Origin of the sequence: Vibrio nigripulchritudo (assembly GCF_027924785.1) — a bacterium.
Lineage (GTDB): Bacteria > Pseudomonadota > Gammaproteobacteria > Enterobacterales > Vibrionaceae > Vibrio > Vibrio nigripulchritudo.
Genome location: NZ_AP027049.1, coordinates 3,985,997 through 4,005,469 on the forward strand (window position 1 = coordinate 3,985,997; position 19,473 = coordinate 4,005,469).

The 19,473-nt window shown below is 46.4% G+C and carries 17 protein-coding genes; all 17 read right to left on the reverse strand.

Annotation, left to right across the window (positions count from 1 at the left end; translation table 11 throughout):
* Nucleotides 1-7 precede the first annotated feature (7 nt).
* Entirely contained in the window at nt 8-820 is an 813-nt protein-coding gene (atpB, locus tag QMG91_RS18215) for a F0F1 ATP synthase subunit A (RefSeq protein WP_004400245.1), read from the reverse strand.
* 8 nt (nt 821-828) lie between these two features.
* Nucleotides 829-1,218, reverse strand: a complete 390-nt coding sequence (locus tag QMG91_RS18220; RefSeq protein WP_004400243.1) for a F0F1 ATP synthase subunit I — start codon at nt 1,216-1,218, stop codon at nt 829-831.
* 189 nt (nt 1,219-1,407) lie between these two features.
* The gene (locus tag QMG91_RS18225) at nt 1,408-2,289 is read right to left on the reverse strand and encodes a ParB/RepB/Spo0J family partition protein (protein WP_004400241.1); all 882 of its coding nucleotides are present in this window, start codon (nt 2,287-2,289) and stop codon (nt 1,408-1,410) included.
* A 22-nt stretch (nt 2,290-2,311) separates the two neighbouring features.
* Nucleotides 2,312-3,085 carry a ParA family protein gene (locus QMG91_RS18230; protein ID WP_004400240.1) on the reverse strand — a complete coding sequence of 258 codons (774 nt, stop codon included), beginning with the start codon at nt 3,083-3,085 and terminating at the stop codon, nt 2,312-2,314.
* Nucleotides 3,086-3,100: 15 nt separating this feature from the next.
* Nucleotides 3,101-3,733 carry a 16S rRNA (guanine(527)-N(7))-methyltransferase RsmG gene (rsmG, locus tag QMG91_RS18235; RefSeq protein ID WP_022602673.1) on the reverse strand — a complete coding sequence of 211 codons (633 nt, stop codon included), beginning with the start codon at nt 3,731-3,733 and terminating at the stop codon, nt 3,101-3,103.
* Nucleotides 3,734-5,626, reverse strand: coding sequence for a tRNA uridine-5-carboxymethylaminomethyl(34) synthesis enzyme MnmG (mnmG, locus tag QMG91_RS18240; RefSeq protein ID WP_281828079.1), 1,893 nt, complete (start codon nt 5,624-5,626; stop codon nt 3,734-3,736).
* Between the two features lie 482 nt (nt 5,627-6,108).
* On the reverse strand, nt 6,109-6,543 hold the full coding sequence (gene mioC / locus QMG91_RS18245) for an FMN-binding protein MioC (RefSeq protein ID WP_004400235.1): 435 nt from the start codon (nt 6,541-6,543) through the stop codon (nt 6,109-6,111).
* A gap of 273 nt (nt 6,544-6,816) precedes the next feature.
* Complete coding sequence (locus QMG91_RS18250) at nt 6,817-7,680, reverse strand: TonB family protein (protein WP_281828082.1); 864 nt, start codon at nt 7,678-7,680, stop codon at nt 6,817-6,819.
* Nucleotides 7,677-8,108, reverse strand: coding sequence for a biopolymer transporter ExbD (locus QMG91_RS18255; protein WP_281828084.1), 432 nt, complete (start codon nt 8,106-8,108; stop codon nt 7,677-7,679). The genes QMG91_RS18250 and QMG91_RS18255 overlap by 4 nt, the downstream gene beginning before the upstream one ends.
* A 3-nt stretch (nt 8,109-8,111) precedes the next feature.
* Complete coding sequence (gene exbB / locus QMG91_RS18260) at nt 8,112-8,972, reverse strand: tonB-system energizer ExbB (RefSeq protein ID WP_038199811.1); 861 nt, start codon at nt 8,970-8,972, stop codon at nt 8,112-8,114.
* A gap of 148 nt (nt 8,973-9,120) precedes the next feature.
* Nucleotides 9,121-10,587 carry a surface lipoprotein assembly modifier gene (locus QMG91_RS18265; RefSeq protein WP_281828087.1) on the reverse strand — a complete coding sequence of 489 codons (1,467 nt, stop codon included), beginning with the start codon at nt 10,585-10,587 and terminating at the stop codon, nt 9,121-9,123.
* A gap of 73 nt (nt 10,588-10,660) precedes the next feature.
* Nucleotides 10,661-11,404: a Slam-dependent surface lipoprotein gene (locus tag QMG91_RS18270; protein WP_022552171.1), complete on the reverse strand. Its 744-nt coding sequence runs from the start codon at nt 11,402-11,404 to the stop codon at nt 10,661-10,663.
* Nucleotides 11,405-11,567: 163 nt separating this feature from the next.
* On the reverse strand, nt 11,568-12,923 hold the full coding sequence (locus QMG91_RS18275) for a PKD domain-containing protein (protein WP_281828088.1): 1,356 nt from the start codon (nt 12,921-12,923) through the stop codon (nt 11,568-11,570).
* Nucleotides 12,924-12,987: 64 nt separating this feature from the next.
* Nucleotides 12,988-14,511, reverse strand: a complete 1,524-nt coding sequence (locus QMG91_RS18280; RefSeq protein WP_281828089.1) for a PKD domain-containing protein — start codon at nt 14,509-14,511, stop codon at nt 12,988-12,990.
* A 118-nt stretch (nt 14,512-14,629) separates the two neighbouring features.
* The gene (locus QMG91_RS18285) at nt 14,630-17,743 is read right to left on the reverse strand and encodes a TonB-dependent receptor (protein ID WP_281828090.1); all 3,114 of its coding nucleotides are present in this window, start codon (nt 17,741-17,743) and stop codon (nt 14,630-14,632) included.
* A gap of 97 nt (nt 17,744-17,840) precedes the next feature.
* On the reverse strand, nt 17,841-18,791 hold the full coding sequence (locus QMG91_RS18290; protein ID WP_281828091.1) for a FecR domain-containing protein: 951 nt from the start codon (nt 18,789-18,791) through the stop codon (nt 17,841-17,843).
* Between the two features lies 1 nt (nt 18,792).
* Nucleotides 18,793-19,305 (reverse strand): sigma-70 family RNA polymerase sigma factor, encoded by a 513-nt coding sequence (locus QMG91_RS18295; RefSeq protein ID WP_004400215.1) that lies wholly within the window; start codon nt 19,303-19,305, stop codon nt 18,793-18,795.
* Nucleotides 19,306-19,473: the final 168 nt, after the last annotated feature.

The window sequence follows — 19,473 nt, forward strand, 5'->3', positions numbered from 1 at the left end:
TAAAAAATTAATGATCATTATCTTCGTGTGCCATGGACATGTAGACAATTGTCAACATCATGAACACGAATGCCTGAATCGTGATTACCAGAATATGGAAAATAGCCCACGGTAGTGAACCCATCCATTGTAGATACCATGGTAGCATTGCAGCACAAAGAATGAATACAACCTCACCTGCGAACATGTTACCGAACAGACGCATACCTAGAGACAGAGGTTTCGCCAGTAGCGATACCACTTCAATAAGCAGGTTGAACGGGATCATGGTCCAGTGATTGAATGGGTGTAGTGCGAGTTCTTTTGCAAATCCACCTAGACCTTTCACTTTGATGCTGTAGTAAATCATCAGAGCAAAAACGCCTATTGCCATAGCCATGGTGATATTCACATCAGCCGACGGTACTATTTTCAAGTAAGGAATACCGAGCCAATGCTCTGCTGGGTAAGGTACGAAATCGATAGGAACTAAGTCCATCAAGTTCATCAGGAATACCCAACAAAAGATAGTCAGTGCCAAAGGTGCTATCAGAGGGTTGCGTCCATGGAACGTATCTTTGACGTTTAACGCGACAAATTCTACGATCATTTCAACAAAACACTGAAGCTTCCCTGGTACACCTGCTGTCGCTTTTCTGGCTACTGCATAAAACACTCCGAGGAAGATTAAACCAGTAAACCATGAAAAGAACAGGCTATCGATATGTACATTCCAGAAACTAGACTCTTCCGCCACTAACCCTAACTTGTGAGTAGATAGGTTAGTAAGGTGGTGAGTAATGTAACCAGAAGGTGTTAACGCTTCGCCTGGCGCAGCCATAACTCATCCTATTTTTTGTTGTTAATGAATAGCGCTGGAGCAAAGATATTTATCCCTAAAACCAGCAAATAGGTTAGTTTCAGGGGAACAAGTTCCACCTGCATATACATGTAGGCGACTGAAAACAGGGCTACTGTGATGAGAATTTTGAGGGCTTCACCTGTATAGAAAGAAGCGGCGACAAACTTAGCTGCTCGCGCCCCAACAAACAAGAATGCACATACTGCGAAAACGGCGTTGGCAACTACAAAGATGCTCCCACCTATCAGCGCTGATATTCCCCATTCAACATTCACAGCAACTGCCATTCCAGCTGCCACAAACATAACCGCGCCAACCTCGATCAATAACAATTGCTTTGCAAGCTCTCGTCCTGGTCTGGCTATCGCAGCTACCATGTATTCGTACCTCTCATAAACACCCGCATCACTCCATAATCGCGAGCGAATAGAAATTGCCGAAAATTATACGGTCAGTCGCTTTGAATGCAATTAAAACGCAGCAAAAACTTACATTTTTGTTTACAAACCGACAACTTTCGAACAAAAAAACATTTTTTAATAATTGACCTACATCAATTATCTCATTTAAGCCTCTAATATTGCAACGAGTTGCTCCAATTTGTGAGGTTCATCAATACTTATTGTCAGTTTTGCTTTGCCGTTCGAAGAACGGACAATCGACACTTGAGAGCCCAGTTTTTCGCTCAATCTTTCCGATAAAGCTTGCGTTTCAGGGTCAGTTTTCGCTTTTTTGCTCTCAACCTGTGGTGAGAGATGTTTTTTCACTAACTGCTCTGTCTGACGCACGTTAAGTTTCTTGGCGATCACTGTTTCAGCAATGCCTGGCTGCTCATCTTCTTCGACGGCCAACAGGGCACGGGCATGACCCATTTCCAACTTATTGGTTTGTACCAGACGTTTCACATCAACACTCAGTTGATTCAGGCGAAGCAGGTTAGAAACGGTGGTGCGAGACTTACCTATCACATCAGCAACCTGTTGATGCGTCAGCTCAAATTCATCCTGTAGACGCTCGAGAGCCTGTGCTTCTTCAATGGCGTTTAAATCTTCACGCTGAATGTTTTCAATCAGCGCCATAGCAACCGCAGCGCGATCCTGCACTTTTTTCACTAGGCACGGAACCTGTTTCAGCCCTGCCTGCTTAGCCGCGCGCCAGCGACGTTCACCGGCGATAATTTCGAACTGCTGCTCTCCAACCTGACGCACAACGATAGGCTGAATGATGCCCTGCGATTTAATCGATGCCGCGAGCTCACTCAGCGCTTCAGGTTCCATGTCTTTACGAGGTTGGTACACACCTGCCTGCAATTGCGACACAGAAAGGTCTCTCAAATCCCCTTCAGAGGACAGAGACTGGCTGTGGCTGATTGTCTGTTGCTTTTCTCGCGCCATAGAGCTGGTCGCAAGCAACGCATCGAGGCCTTTTCCTAAGCCGCGTTTGGACATGATGCTTTCCTTCTAAATTGAACTATGCAGGCATTTCTTCACGACGCAGCATCTCGCCAGCCAACGCTAGATACGCCTTAGCCCCAGCGGAATACTTGTCGTAATACATTGCAGGTTTACCATGACTTGGCGCTTCGGCCAGTCGAACGTTTCGTGGGATCACCGTTCGGTACACTTTGTCGCCAAAATGCGTTTTTAGCTGATCCGACACCTCGTTGGACAATCGATTGCGAGGGTCATACATGGTTCGAAGCAAACCTTCAATTTTTAAGTTTTCATTCACGACCGCAGCCAGCTTGCTGATGGTATCCATGAGTGCAGTTAAGCCTTCAAGGGCAAAATATTCACACTGCATGGGTACTAATACCGAATCAGAGGCAGCCATCGCATTGATTGTAAGGAGGTTTAGCGAAGGGGGACAATCGATAAAGATGAAATCATAGTTGTCACGAACTGACGCAAGCGCGTTTTTCAGGCGGACTTCTCGGGCGAACACTTCCATGAGCTTGATTTCAGCGGCGGTCACGTCACCATTGGCGGCAATCAAATCATAGCCCCCTGATGTGGTACATGTGACCACGTGCTCGAACGGGGTGTCTTCCACCAGAAGATCAAAAGCCGTGGCTTCGACGTTGTATTTGTCGACGCCACTTGCCATGGTTGCATTGCCTTGAGGATCAAGATCAATTACCAGTACTTTGCGTTTTGTTGCTGCCATTGATGCAGCCAAATTTATACACGTTGTGGTTTTGCCCACACCACCTTTCTGGTTGGCAATTGAAATGATTCTTCCCACGGAATGACCTCGCTATTATCCCTTGCGCGATAAGATTACAAGATGTCGCTCACCTTCCAGCTCTGGAACTGCCAAAGATTTGATGTCTATCACAGAACACCAGTCCGGTAGCTGAGCAAGCTCTGATTCGGGTTTTACCCCTTTCAATGCTAAAAATACGCCGGAATCTGCTTTTGGTAAATGTTGGCACCACTCTACCATGTCTAAAATCGAAGCGAACGCACGACTTAACACTCCATCAAAGCCATTTTCCGGGTCAAATTCTTCCACTCGGCTTTGAACGGCATTAACGTTTTCGATATTCAGTTCATGAAGCACTTGTTTGATAAAACGGATGCGTTTACCAAGGCTGTCAAGCAGAGTGAACGACTTATCGGGATTCATGATTGCCAGCGGAATACCAGGTAAACCCGGTCCTGTTCCGACATCGATAAACCGATCGCCCTGTAGGTGAGTGCTTACTACGATACTATCGAGGATATGTTTCACCAACATTTCCATCGGGTCGCGCACAGAGGTCAGATTGTACGCTTTGTTCCACTTATGCAGCAGAGCCACATAGCCAACCAGTTGATCGCGCTGATGATCGGAGACATCCAGATCGGTCTGAACCAGCAGGCTATCCAGTTTTTGTCGAAGCTCTGTCACTTAGGCTGCTCCTTTTTTCAACATGCCTTGCTTTTTCAGGTGAACCAGCAGAATCGAAATTGCCGCAGGCGTAATTCCGGAAATGCGTGATGCAATACCGATGGTCAACGGTTTGGCGTCTGTCAGTTTCGCCATCACTTCGTTAGACAGACCTTTCACTGCGGAATAATCCAGATCCACTGGTATTTCAGTGTGTTCATGGCGCAGGGATTTTTCTATCTCGTCTTTCTGACGCTGGATATACCCTTCGTACTTAACCTGAATTTCCACCTGCTCTGCCGCTTCAGCATCTTCCAGCGAAGGAGAGAACGCGTCAAGCTTGGTCAGCTGATCATAATTCATTTCAGGTCGGCGCAGCAGATCCTCACCACTAGCCTCGCGAGACATTGGCGTCTTAAGGATCGCGTTCAGTTCATCCACACCCGTCGATTTTGGATTCATCCAGGTCTCTTTCAGACGTTGACGCTCCTGCTCCATATTTTCGATCTTCTGGTTGAAACGCGCCCAGCGAGCGTCGTCCACCAACCCAAGTTCGCGACCTTTTTCGGTCAGGCGAAGATCGGCATTGTCTTCACGCAGCAGCAATCGGTATTCTGCGCGAGAGGTAAACATGCGGTACGGCTCTTTGGTGCCCATGGTCGATAAATCGTCGATCAAGACGCCAACATACGCTTCGTCACGGCGAGGGCTCCAGCCCTCTTTGCCCTGAGTTTGCAGGCTTGCATTTAAACCTGCCATCAAACCTTGTGCCGCCGCTTCTTCATAGCCTGTAGTGCCGTTAATTTGACCCGCAAAGAACAGACCAGAGATAAATTTGGTTTCGTAGTTAGGTTTCAGATCGCGTGGATCAAAGAAATCGTACTCAATAGCATAACCTGGACGCACAATATGAGCGTTTTCAAAGCCTTTCATTGAATGAACAATGTCAACCTGCACGTCAAACGGCAAGCTGGTGGAGATGCCATTCGGGTAGAGTTCATGGGTGGTTAGCCCTTCTGGCTCAATGAAAATCTGATGGCTGTTTTTGTCCGCAAAGCGCATCACTTTGTCTTCAATGGACGGACAGTAGCGAGGACCGATGCCTTCAATCACCCCGGCATACATAGGACTTCGATCCAGATTATCTCGGATCACGTCGTGCGTTTTTTCGTTAGTGTGGGTGATGTAACAAGGTATCTGAGCAGGATGCTGAGTGCGATCGCCCATAAAAGAAAATACAGGCGTCGGGTTGTCGCCATGCTGAACATCTAATGCGCTGAAATCGACAGTGCGGGCATCAATTCTTGGTGGCGTACCTGTTTTCAGGCGATCCACTCGGAAAGGCAATTCTCTCAGACGATCCGCCAGAGCGATCGATGGTTGATCGCCTGCGCGTCCACCAGAGAAGTTTTCCATTCCAATATGGATCTTACCTCCAAGGAAGGTACCAACGGTTAACACAACGGCGCTGCCGCGGAATTTGAGCCCCATTTGAGTCACAACACCCGTGACTCGATCACCTTCCACAATGATGTCGTCCACCGATTGCTGGAAAAGAGTCAGGTTAGGTTGATTTTCTAAAGCATGACGGACATACGCTTTGTAAAGCGCACGATCCGCCTGAGCGCGAGTGGCTCGTACCGCGGGACCTTTAGAGGCATTAAGTGTTCGAAATTGAATGCCTGAATGATCGATGGCTTTCGCCATTAAACCACCCAATGCGTCCACCTCTTTGACGAGGTGTCCTTTGCCGATCCCACCAATGGCAGGGTTACAAGACATTTGACCGAGTGTGTCAATGTTGTGGGTCAGGAGTAGGGTGCGTTGACCCGTACGAGCTGATGCGAGTGCGGCTTCCGTTCCTGCATGTCCGCCACCAACAACAATGACGTCAAAAGTTTCGTGATAAAGCATGAACCGACCTCAGGTATTCAATGAGTTTAGAGTGCTTAGTTAAAAGGAGCGACATTCTACCCTCTTTAGGTCAAGGAGAGAAACGATTTTGGATCGATCCCGATGGATAAATATATATAAGATCTTTATATAGATCTTTTATTAGATCTACTATTAAGGAAACACGATCTTGTGGATAAGTCTAAAATGATCAACAAGATCATGCTTTTTAGAGGGATCATTTCTTGTGATCTAGCGTTGATCAGATCGAGGATTGCCTGGGATCAAAATTGATGGTTATGCACAGGGGGAAATCGACTTAGATCTTATTCTTTGGATAACTATAGGTTAATAACGGGATAGATCATAGTTTATCCACAGATGGTTAGGTTAAATTATGAGCGGTTGAACTCAGGAAGAGGTGAGAAAGTTATTCACATTGGATGAAACAAAGGTTGAACTCGGTTAAATAGAGAGAAGGGTGGCGATGCCACCCCCTGATTTTAAAACTTTTCGATGTGTTGCAGCAGCCACTCTTCAGCCGCGTCTTCCGGCACTGGTGTTTCCAGAATGTTGATGGTCAGGCAATCGGTAAGCGGTGTGGCACCAATGTCTTCTAACAGGGCGTGGGCATGTTTACCCGCAGCGCAAAACGTGTCGTAGCTCGAATCGCCAATGGCAACAACTGCGTAGTTCACACCAGCCATCTTTGGTGGTGTGTTCTGCAGTGCTTCGATGAAAGGCTGAATGTTTTCCGGATACTCGCCTGCACCATGGGTAGAGGTGATCAGTAGCCAGGTGCCTTCTGCCGGAATGTCTTCCAGTTTTGGCTCGTTGTGGATCGTTGTTTCCAATCCTTTTTCTTGCAGCAAATCACTGAGATGGTCGCCAACATACTCGGCACCGCCAAGGGTGCTGCCTGTCATTATGTGGATCATGGACGTATCCTTTATGGTTTGGGGGCTTTCCCGTTTAAATAATGAATCGCAAAATGTATTCGTGCCCAATCGCAGAGTCAGGCACAGTTTGTCGCTGAATTCACAACCGCTTCGTTTGGATATCTTTGATCGTATTGTGAATGGATGTGCCTAATGGTATAGGAATCAATTGTGGATAAACAGGTGACATTCTGTGGGGTTAAAGCATTTTTGTGGCGATCATTACGTTTTTAATGCAGGGATCCCACTCCTGTCAGAGAGTAGGATCGGATATTAAAACGAAAAACGGATCGGCACGGTCAGCGAGATCTGCTGCCCCAGTATCGACTGAGGAGGCTTGATCAAAGGCTGGGCTCGATATACCAGATCCATTGCTTCTTTATCGAGAGAGTCAGTACCAGAACTTCGGACCAGCTCTACGTCCAGAACCTGACCTTCTCTATTCATGGTGAAGCGAATAACGGGCATCCCTTGCTTACGTAACCTTTTCGCTTTTCTTGGGTAGCGCTTTTCTTTTTCCAGATGAGCGTGAAGAAGCTGCTGCCATTGTTGTTTTGCCGCTCTTTCATGCTCGCTGGTTTTTCCCTGCCTTGGGGCGGAAGGTGCTGTGGATTGATTCTTTGCAGCGACAGACTGAGGCGCAGAAGATTCTTGAGGTTGTACAGCTTCTTCTTTTTTCTCTAATTCTGTTTTCACTTTCTGTGGAGGTTTCTGCTCTTTCGGTTTTGGTTTTTCCTCAGGCTTTTTCTTGGTCTCAACAGGTTTTATTTTTGGTTTGGGCTTTTGGGGGACCTGATGGTGCTTTTGAAGTTCAGGGTTTTCCTTTGATTCTTGTGATGTCACAGGCGAGGTGATTTCGGGTTGTTGCTGCTCAACCTGAGTTGCAGGTTCAGGCTTTGAGGCTTCGACAGCCACGGATTCTTGTGTATCAGAGGTTATTTTAGAAGGCGCCGCAAGTGGGGCGACAAGAGAGACCGCAATGGGTGATGCGGACGGTGCCGGCGTAAAATCGAAACTTGGCGTCCATAAATAGGCGACTGCAACGGATAAATGCAGCAGTACGCTTGCGATAACCCCGCCAATCAGCCATCGGGTACTGTGTGGTTCAGAGTGTGAAGATCCCGCCAGTGCACTCATTGTGGATCCTGACTTGGCTGTTCGAGTCCCACCAGCGCTATTTGGCTATATCCACCCGCTACCAGTTGATTCATTACGTTCAGAAGATCCTGGTATATCAGGTTCTTGTCTGCTCTTAGATAAAGGCGCTGAGTTTTATCCGGAAAACGCATTTCCAGCTCACGGGTGAGCTGTTCTGTTGATACCTCAAGGTCTTCACCTATGGTGACGGTCAGATCTTCCTGAATGGTCAGATAGAGTGGGTTGTCGGGTAGGGGACTTGCTTCGGCTGATGAAGATGGCAAATCAACGGGGACATTTACTGTTGCCAGTGGCGCCGCCACCATCACGATGATCAGAAGCACCAGCATAACATCGACAAAAGGTGTGACGTTGATGTCATGGTTTTCCACCATTTCATCACCGTTTTGCTGAGTTTTAAACCCCATAACTTAACCCACTTCTTTTAGCTGAGTACCAGTATCGGAAGGCTCAGTCTGAATAAGGTTACGATCCAGATCCCGGCTGACCAGTACCATGATTGCCACAGACAAATCGGACAGCTGATTTTTATAACGACCGATCTGACGGGTAAAATGGTTGTAAATCATCACAGCTGGAATGGCGGCAATCAAGCCAATCGCGGTGGCGAGCAAAGCTTCAGCAATACCGGGGGCAACAACGGCTAAGCTTGTGCTCTGGGATTTAGCGATACCAATGAAGGAGTTCATGATGCCCCACACGGTGCCAAACAATCCAACAAAAGGTCCAACAGAGCCAACAGTGGCTAAGATTCCCGTTCCCGCTGTCATCTGGCTGCCGAGCCCGATATTAACGCGCTCCAGCCTGAGCTGAACCCGTTCTTTGATTCCGTCTTCACTGCTTTTCCCTCGGGAGGATAAGGTGAGCTCGTATTGTGTAGCGGACAATAGCAGGGTACCCGGACCATCGAGATCGGAGCACAGAGTTTCTGCTTCCGTCAGGTTGTCAGATTTGGTAAGTGCATTAAGTTGTTTTGTGGCTTTTCGCGACGCTCTCGTGAGCTGAATTTGTTTGGCTATCAGCACTGCCCAGGTCAGCACCGAGGCAATCACCAGGCTGATCATGACCGCTTTGACCACCCAGTCTGCTGCGTGATACATCCCCATCGGAGACAAATCATGCGCATTCAGAGGGTTGGTGGGAGGCACCAGTTGGGTATCTGAGAGAAGAGTATTACTGGTGTTGCTAGGGGCTTCTTCTGTGGCAAAAGACAGTGGCGACAGCAGTGTCAGTATTAGAGTTATCAGGGTCAGGTACGAGTTATTGCTCATCGGTTATGCTCTTAGTCGTTGCGCTCTAAAGGCGCTTGTCATTGATGTCCTCTTAGATATACCGAATGAAGGGTTAAAACCCGTAAAAGAAAAAACAAAAAAATGGATAAAAATAATTTTATCCATTAATTCAATTGATTAGGTTTTATTAAAAACGTTTCTCTAGCTTAATGCTGTATTCATTTTGGCTGTAGCTGTATATCGCATCCAATGTGCTGTCGACTTTTTGGTATTGCCAGGTAAATGTGGGTGTCAGCCCCCAAAACTCCAGCGGTTTTGCGGTGACCAGCAAGGTGTGGTTTTGCTCTTTGTCTTCTCTTTTTCCGTTGAGAATTTTGTTGAATCCATCGTGCTTTCGCTCTTTAACCGACGAAAATACGCTGATGTCCCAGCCGTCAAAGAAAGCGCGATTTACACCCAGCCGCCCTCCTAGGGACTCATACGCAAAGAGTTCTATTTCACTTTGCTTCTTGTTCCAGTCTATGCCACCAAACACCAGCCATCTTCTGGGTAACTGATACCAGTAAGTGCCAGAAGCGGTCCATAGCCAGTCGCTGTTGTGGTCTAGATCCGGATCTTTGTAATCCTGATATTCGGCTTTCAGTTCTACTTTTGCGGCGCTTCTATTATTGATGCTGTAGAAGCCATCCAGTTTTAATCCGGGAGAGACGTAAAGCGTGCGATCGCCAGAGTTGTTGTATTCGGCTTGCGGACCGATAGAAAACTGAAACTTGGCGCTTTGATAGCTGTAACTGAGCCCGGTAATCAGGGTATGTTGGTTGAACTTTTTCTTGCCGTCATTCAGCAATCCATACGCTAATGCGTTAAATTTGACGCCGTGGTGCCCGGACAGGGAGAAGCGTTTGTTTAAGCTGGCGTCATAATCCATCCCAAAGCCGGATTCTTTGTCGGGTGTCGTCTGACTTATCCAGCATTGCCCGTTAGGTAGCGTTGCCAGGCATACCGAGCTTTCCGAGGTGCGATTCAGGTTGTCACTGTAAGAAGGACCAAAGCTAAAAGCCCCTTGCCAGCTATCACGGACTTCGAGCGCTTCGCTGAACGTATCAATGGTCCGGATAACACCTGCTGCTCTTGGGTTATCCTGTGGAATGTTGTTTTTGATCTCTCGGAACAGATTCAGAGAATCTCGGTTTTTTTGGTTTTCAAACTGTACCCTAGCCAGCTCTAGCTTGGCTGGCATGAATTCCGGAGCGAGGGCAAGAAGAGACTGATATTCTTCTTCCGATTCTGTTAATTTTCCCTCAATTCTGAAAAGCGCACCCTGAGCGTAGTGCACCAGCAAGGGATCGTATCCTTCCAGCGCTTTATAACGGATTAGGAAACCCTGAGCTTGTTCCCATTGCCTTGTTTTTACCGCGATATGCAGGGCAGGACCGAGCTCATCTAATGTGTCGCTCACTTCATAGGTGACACCATCTACAGTTAAAGCAGCTTCTCTTTCCCGTTCTTCTTTCAACAGTTCCTGCTCTTTTTCCAGCGCAGAAAGGGCGTCCCGTTGCTGCAGACGCTGATTTTTGTCTTGATCGGCTAATGTATGTGCACTGAATAGAAACGCAAGCGCTATAGGTGAAAGAGTTAAAAAGGATTTAAGCAAGGGAATAACCAAATGGTAAAGAAAGAAAAACAGAAGCAGCGCGGGCTGCTTCTGTATAGGGGAGGCTCAGCAATTAGTTTTTGCTGCCGCCAAATGCCGTGTCTAGATCTTTGTTAGTGAAGGTCGCAATACCTGCCAGAGCAGATGCGTTTGCACCAAAGAAGTGACCTTGAGACGTACCGTTAGTAGTCGCACCACCAGTTGTTGCTGTCGCTGTACCGTTAAATGCAGCAGTAGAAGCATTGATGTTTGCGTTTACACCAACAGTCAGAGAGGCATTGTTAATAGAACCAGTTAGTTTTTGAGTGCCAAAGTTAGCTGTAAAAGTACCGCTAAGTTTGTTCGAACCGTTGAATTTGTTTACGCCAGCTACACTGTAAGTTGCTGTACCTGTTGTTGGTACAGTTGTACCTGTGTTATCACCTACGTAGAATACCGCACGGTTAGCGTAACCTGAGTCACGGCTGCCTTCGTACCACTCACCAAACCAAACGTCCTGGTTTGCAACGCTGGCAAAGTTGTACTGAGAAGTTGTAGAGTGGCGGCTTCCGCGAGTATGTACGCCATCACGAGTTACACCAAACGGCCATGAAGAGCGCTTCGCCAGGTTTTTAAAATCAACGCGTTCTTTTCCTGTGGCGCCAATGCCTGCGTAACCTTTCTCATGGATTACAATCCAGCCGAACTTTGCGTCTACCTGAGATTCGCCAACGTGACGGTGAGTGTTGTCGCTGATTGCACCGTTAAAGCCTGCGTGTGCCATTGAGCTTAAGCCAAGTAGTGCTGCAGAAATAAGGGTCAGTTTTACTGGTTTCATGAATTATTCCTTTAAAGATTGAATTTATACTATTGAGAGAACCAATCAAGGCATTGGTGCGCACGACAACACCTTGATGTGGTTCTTATATGTATTACCGAATGAACTTTAAATATCCGTAAAATAAAAATTTAAATGATGATTTTTATTTTATTTTCACTATTTAATTGCTGGTGAAAGTATATTTAGCGTCAAAGTGATAGGCATTGTGATATTCCGTGGCGCGTCCCATTATCCAGTTAAAGCTGAATATGGGCTGGCTTACTTTTCCGTCAGTGGCAGGGGCAACCAAATTAAAAGATATGCTTTCACCTTTTTTTAGTGTGAATAATTGAGTTTGCTCCAAGCCATCAAAATAAGGGGTGATAATATTGGCTCTGTCACTGGCAATCACGTCTCTGATGTATACATCAGACTCCACTGCTTCAATGCGGTAGCGATCAAGAACATAACTGGCTTGGTTATTCTGAGTTTCATCCCGGGCTTGCTCAGGGCGATGTGGCATATCGAGTGGAGCAGAACTAGTGTCGCGGTAGATCCTCAATCCCGGAGTATCAAGTCCAAGAAATTCAATTACATATTCATTAGGGTCACTGGATAATTCGCCATCATCAACCACCAGTTCATAGAAATATAAACCGGGTACATCACCTAAAATAGTTGGTGTAGGTGAGTGTGGGTCATCAAAGGTGGCGTTAGAACCATTGGGTGGTGTCATTGTCCAGTGGAAGTTTAGCGACTCGCCGTTCAAGTCGGAGCTCTTGGTGCCATCTAAAGTGATCGCTCTTCCGACATGACTGATCATGACGTCGTGATTGAGGTTGGCGACTGGTTTGACGTTCTCATAGTTGATCAGCACTTTTGTCGTCGCTGATACATGGTGGATACCATCAAATACGGTTACCTTTACGGTATAAAGTCCTTCAGTATCTGTCTTTAAGGAATTCCAACTGAATGAATCATATGACAAAGTTGGTGAACTTCCTGCAGGGCTTTCGACTATTTCCCAAGTATAAAATAATTCATCATTATCGGTATTGTCGTAAGCAGGGAAGATGTTAGCTCCAAAATGTAAGGTACCGTTGATGTTTTCTTCCAAGTTAATAACAGGAGGGTTGTTCTCTCCTCTAATCACTGCAGTCAGCTTAATGGTGTTAACCCGACTGTTTTCAATACCATCATTGACCGTCAGGTTTACGTAGAACTCTCCCGCTTCATGGGCAACGAAAGACGGTTTAATTGAATTTGGTTGAAGGAGCTTGGCATTACGATCCAGCTTTGTGTATTGATCAGGTTGTATTTTCCATTCAAAGGTCAGCGGCTGAAGGTCTTTGTCGAAGCTTTTTTCCCCATTCAGTTGAGTTGGTTCACCCACATAAACCAGTTGATTGTTACCCGCGATGGCTATAGGAGGGGTATTCGACTTGGTAGGTGCCAGATCGAGTTTCAGGCTTTCATTACATCCGGCAAGAATAACCGCTGCAAAGACTAAGCTCAGGATTTGGGTCAGCTTCATCATAGAATGGGCAATATCAATATTAGTTAATAGAAAAAGGTGCACATGGCGTGCACCCTAATTTAGCTTACTCCGTGAAGGCATAATAAACGGAGAATAGGCTAGTTGCGTTTCCAGAAAAATCGATGGCAATATCTTTGATGTTATTTAATGGAACCGAAGCATCCATATAAATATCAAGATCTATAGATTCACCTACAGAAATTAGTTGGTTTTTATTTACACCTTCAATTTTTATACCTGTGATTGGCGGTGGGAAAAACAGAGATGTGAAATCGTAAACGAAAATGTCTGCTGCTGTAGGAGTAATGGTGATAGTGTCGACTTTAATGTAATTAGCAGATGCACCGTTTTTGGAAACAGCAATGACTTTGATATTTCCAAACATAGGGTCTTCTACATACTTAAACCTCGGGTCGCCTTGTGGAATATAACTGGAAGATTCATAGGCATAAGTCGCTCCTGTAGAGTTTACCGCAGTAATGAGAGCTGTTGCTGATGTTACAGTTTCTACTGCAGTGATGCCTACATATTCAATGGCACGTTGCTTATTGCCTTCGTTTACCGTCACAGAAAAGACATAATCACCAATTACATCTGGAGTAAATTCAGCAATTTGCGCCGAATCTAGTGTGATTGTGCTTGAGCTTGCAGTAGGTTTAGAAACAACCGCCCATTGGTATTGGAAATTTGTGCTGTCTTTGTCTGTGTTCGAGCTGGCATCCAATTTTACCTTCTTATTCAACTCAAGCGTCGCAAAGTTCAGTTTATTGATTGGTTTTACGTTTTCTTGAGTAAAGGCGTTGGTTCTTTCTAAATAAACAGACGTCTCAGACGTGTAAGGCACTACACTTTCATCAATCTTCACATTAACCGCACGCTTTACTGTCTCTTTTGAATCTGAAACCGCAATGCTTAACTCATACTCACCCGCAGCGTTGGCAGAGAATGTGGCATTTTCTGTCGTTTCATCGGTTAGTGTTACCGTTGCATTACTAGGCTTGTTTGTCACAGACCACTGGTAAGTCAGATCGTTATTGTCTGGATCCACAGCGTTTGCAGACAGAGTAATGTTAGTGTCGATTCCCGTCATTACTGACTCGGTTGGAAAGACATTTGGTGCTGCGTTCTCAGCGGCACCTGTCACTTTATAGTGTTTTTCTATCGTAGCCGCAGGATTCGTTGCAGTAAGCTGAATGGTGTATTCACCCGCTAGGTCTGGTTGGAACGATGTCACTAATGCATTGGCGTTTTTAATTTCACTGTTGCTGCCTGCTGGTTTTTTGCTAATGACCCAAGTGAATGGTTGAGCGTTTGCAGTGTCAGCTACTGCCGAGTTCAGTGCTTTTTTCTGAGCTATTTGAGTGGCACTTTTTTCGAAGATATCCAAACCATTTAAACGAACTGTGTTGTTCATCTTGGCGTTGATTTGTGGTTTTTTAGCTGGTGCTGGTGCAACGACAGGTGGTTTTACTGTGTTGTCGTTGGAACCGTTGGAACCGTTGGAATCGTTGGAGCTCGAGCCGCCACCGCATGCGACTAATGTCGGCAGACTCAAAGCCAGAAGCATCCATGTATTTTTGTTGTTCATGATTCGTCCTAAATGGTGTTGTCAGCCAATATGAAGCCGACGAAATCTAACAGGTCATCCTCTACACCGAGTAAAGAGTGAAAATCCGTAACGTTATTGAAAAATTTTTTGTGAAAAATTAGAATTTTCCTTTCAATTTGACGCTGAAGGTTCGCCCTGGTGCAGGGATACCCGAAATCGAGCCAAGTTCCAGGTAGTACAAATCCAGCAGGTTCGTACCGACCAGCTCAAGATCAACCGATTCATTGATCTGGTAGTTGATAAAGGCATCAAACGTGAGGGAGTGCGTGCGTGCGATTAAATCTTCGTGATGGCTGCCGGATACGTAGTTGCCACGAACACCGGTTTCTAAGGTCTGATTTAGAAAACGAGAACCAACCAAAAGATTTGCGGAATACTCCGGATTGGCGTAACTGCCCAGATAACTGATGTTAGAAAAGCCTCCGCGGGCACAGAGATCGATGATTTCTTTGCTCTCTTCTACTACACCAATAATGAACCTCTGGGACGCGGAGTTATCGTCACAAATTTCGTTGTGGTAGTTATAAGCTGCCGAGAGTTCTCCAAAATAGGTTTCATCATCATAGGAGGCTTGTAATTCCAGCCCTCTGGTGTTTTGAAAGTCGAGATTACCGAATGCTCGCGTCCGAATGTCTCTGTCTATGATATTGGTGATTGTCTGATCGAAATGCACCAGCTTGATATTGGCATTGTCGAAATAGTGAACGTAACCCAGCTCCCACAATGTGGCACGTTCAGGCTGCAGAGGTGAAGAAGTTAAGTGACCTGCTGAAAAACCACTGGTACTTTCAAACAGACTTGGAAAACGCAATGTCTCTGCATAACGAGCATAAGCACGATTGTTGTCTGAGATAAGCCAGGTTGCTGTGAGCGAAGGCATCCAGCCACTGTCGCTATTTGCGTACTTAGATTTATAGCGTTGAATGTCTGGCAGTCGTGTGAATTTACAACTGTTTTTAACGTAATTTGGCTGGCTCATGGCAATCACACAAGCGTTTCTTTTCATACTTAACTTGTTGTTACTGTCATTTCTCCATTCCTGAGTGTGAGTACGTAAGTAGGTTTTCTCACTCTCTACTTTGGCGACAGCCACTTTGATTTTCTGCTGAAGTAGTGAATCGAAATTCGCCAGACTGCTTTGGACAGCCGCCAGCCTAGACTGGTATTCTGCTTTCTTAACAGGGTCCGTAGTTGTAGCGATTAGACTGGTCATGGTGGCGACTTCTTTGTCTAATGCATCACGGGTAAAGGTAATCCGAACGTCGTGTTCTGCGTTTGCAACTCTCTGAGCGACTTCTTCCGGTTCATATACTTCTTGAGTCTGGTAGGTAAGGAGGTAGCCTTCCGTTATGTACTCGCCCAGTTTGCGTTTATCGCTTTTGTTTTCGATGCGGTATTTCAGATAATGATCTTCGGATTCATACTTTCCGTATCTTAGTCCGGCATTAAAAATCAAGCTGTCACTGGCTCGCCACTCTACCTTGGCTGCGCCGTTAAACTCGGTTCTCTCTCCCGCCCGAACCGTTGCATTGTACTTATCGACCAGATATTTCATGCCTTGCTTCGGCTCAACGGTATGGTGTTGGTAGTGGCCAGATACCGTCATATCCCAATTGTCCGACAGCAGCATGGTGTTTTTGAAATTCGCGCCGATACGTCGTTCTTTGTTGTATGCCGTGGCGGTGTTAAAGATGATTCCGTTCCCTTCTGGCTCAGTCACCACGGTATTTGGAAAACCGCCCGCAGTGTTGGTAACGGTATCTGACAATGTTGTCCAGAGATCCGTACTCAAGTTAAGAAAACGTGATTCGGGGTTTACCCGGTATTTCACACTGTAAGCCTGCAGCTTAGCGCTTCCCAGTGGCCACTGAGCCATACCATCACTGTTGCGGTAATCAGAGCGGCTTGCCATGATTTCACCGTGTTTGCTTTCAGTGAAGCGGGCATTAATTTGCACCTTTTCAAAATCTGAGAATTTGTAGGTGGTTTTTAGAAGATAGGAGTGCATTTCCGATGAAGTGTTAAATACTTCATGCCCCGGAAGGTGGTTAAGAGCCGCATGTCGGGGCTGTAGGAAATTAATGTTAAGGGTATCTGGGTTATAAGGTTGCTTATAGAAATCGGCTTTCTTAGTACCGGAATAGTAGTTACCACGCTTTCTATAGGCGATAGCACCTAACCATTCGAATTTATCATTGATCCCAGAAGCGGCGAATCGAAAAGCAACGTCTTCTCCGCCAAATGGGTTATTACTTTTGCTGTCTCGGGTTTCAAAACGAAGTTCTGGGTCGTTATACCAATCAATTCCGCCCTGTTCGTTATAGATAGGCACCTCTCTCCAGTGTTTACCTGTGTGCATTTTTGCCTGATAAGGTGCGACGGAATTACTGCTACCCTCGACAATGACTTCCATGCCAAATGTTTCACCTTCAGCGATGATATCCTGAGGCTGGAGTGTGGTGACCTGTACCGCCCCACCAACGGACGTATTCACATCTGAGTTGAGCTGAGCACCTTTGTGTACTTTTAATCCACTGATCAGGTTTGGGTCGATGTAGTTTCGGTTGGAAGCACCACGGTACCCGTTCCAGATGGTGATGCCCTGTTCGGTACCGTCGATGACGACGGGAACCCTCCCCGTCCCCTGAACGCCCCGTATGTTGGCGTCGATACTGCTGCCACCGTTACGAGCTTCACCGCTGAAGGTATTTGCCATCCCGGTGAATAAATCGGCACCGCTAGCGCCTTTAAATCGCTCTATTTCTTCCTTGCTGATGTAGGCGGTGGATGTGTCAGCATCGTAAATATCTAATTCGCCTGTTTCATCTCGGGCGATCTCATCATCGAAATGAGTACGTACCTGAATGGCGTCTAGCGTCATAGTACTGTTGATGGGAGTCAGAATATAGCTGCCGTCTTCCTGCGGCTCAGCAATCAATCCTGTATTCTCCAGTATCAGCATCAGAGCTTCTGCTGCGTCAAACTGTCCTTCAATTCCGGGGCTGTAGATATCTTGAGACAGCGAGGCATTCAGTGTGAACTCAATGTCTGCTTCGATGGCAAGTTGGCTGAGAACTTGATCCAGTCGCCCCGCTGGAATGTCAAAATTCTGGGTCGAAGACCAGGCTAATGCTGGAAATAGCAGGGCTGAAAGCCCGAGTTTTATTCTAATTGATAAGGCTTGACGTGAAAGCCTGGGCAGGAGTAACACCTTGCTGTCCTTTTCTTTGAATTGCTCACTAACCTTTACACCGAGTGAGAATTCAAAATCCGTAATGGTTATTGGCTCTAAATGACCGAACTGGATCTCAGTTATCGTCTTTGGCTTTAATGCTGACCCAAAGAGGGGTTCGGTAATGAACTTCGATAGGAAGAACCTGGCTGATATTGTGCAGAGTTTTATCTGTGTCTTTGGTGGAGAAAACCCCCGTCAATTTTAAATGGCTGAGGGACGGATCAACGTTGACAACACCACGGCGATAGCGGGCAAGATCGTTGATAAATTCTGGCAGCGGAGTCGCCTGAGCGAGGATTTTCTGATTTAGCCACAGGGCATTGCTGGTGGCATTGGCGTGTTTGCTTTCAGTGTATTCTGCACTGAACGCTACGTTTTCACCTGCCAGAAGGTGCGTTGATTCAAAGCTCTGCTTTGGATACACCGCCACTTCACCCTCGTATACACTGACTTTGGTTTTGTTGTCTTGCTGCTGGACAGTAAAGCGTGTCCCGATTGGTACTACATTACCCTGACCTGTTGAGACCATAAATGGGGTTAGGTGATGAGCGCTGGTGATCATGATTTCACCCTGAACCAGATGCAGCATACGTTCTGACTGGTTGAAATCCACATAAACACGCGTCGCCGTGTTCATGATCATTTCTGTGCCATCAGACAAGGTGAGAGAGCGGATTTCACCGGTTGCTGTTGCGTATTCAGCTCCTGAAGGAGTGTCTGAGCGACCAGCCATCATCAGGCCCAAAGTACCAAATGAGATGCCTGCCCAGATCAGTGCCTGACGACGTGTGATGCCGCGACGATCTCGGTTGAGGACTTTACCTGATAACCCTGGATTAGGGACTGCGGCGAATTTCTTTTGCAGAGTTTCGAGTTGTTGCCAGGCAAATTCGTTGTCAGGATGGGCACTGCGCCAGGTGTTGAATGCTTTTTTATCCTGCTCAGTGACGTCGTCCGCCCATAGCCTTGCCATCCATAATGATGCCTGTTCTATGGATTCTCGAGAAATACGTTCGATACTCATGTTACGCCTCAAGCATGGCTAACATACAGCCCTGAAGCGCCTTTGCTACGTATTTTTCAACAGAGGAAACAGACACTCCCAGTTCCTCGGCAATCTGCTTGTAGCTCTTTCCTTCCAGCTGTCTCATTAACAACGCCTGACGCGCTTTGTGAGGAAGTTTGTGCAGTAGGGTGTCTATTTCAACTAATGCTTCTACTACTAAGGCATGAGATTCCGGAGAAGCCGTCACTTCTTCTGGTTCATTTTCCAGTAATTCCAGGTAGGCAGTTTCGATGCGTCGACGACGATAGAGGTCGATCACCAGCCCTTTGGCAATGGTGGTCAGGTAGCGACGAGAGTCCTTTTGCTCGGGAAGTGTGCCTTTGGTAAGGAGGCGTAGATAGGTGTCCTGAACTAAATCGGCAGTGACTTCCGGGCAGCCCAGACGACGCTGCACATATACCGAGAGCCAGCTGCGGTGCTCTTGATACATATTATCAATGCGTTGCATGTTAGCTGGGTCTAATGCCACCATCGCCTGTTACTCCTTTCGCCTAGATTTGCGCTTAATATAAATGATAATGGTTATCATTTATATTAATAGTAGGCAACGAAATATATCAGAATCTGGCTGTAGATCTATAGCTAATCGTAATGGAAAAAGGATTAATTGATGTAAATGAGAGATGCGGCAGTGTAATTG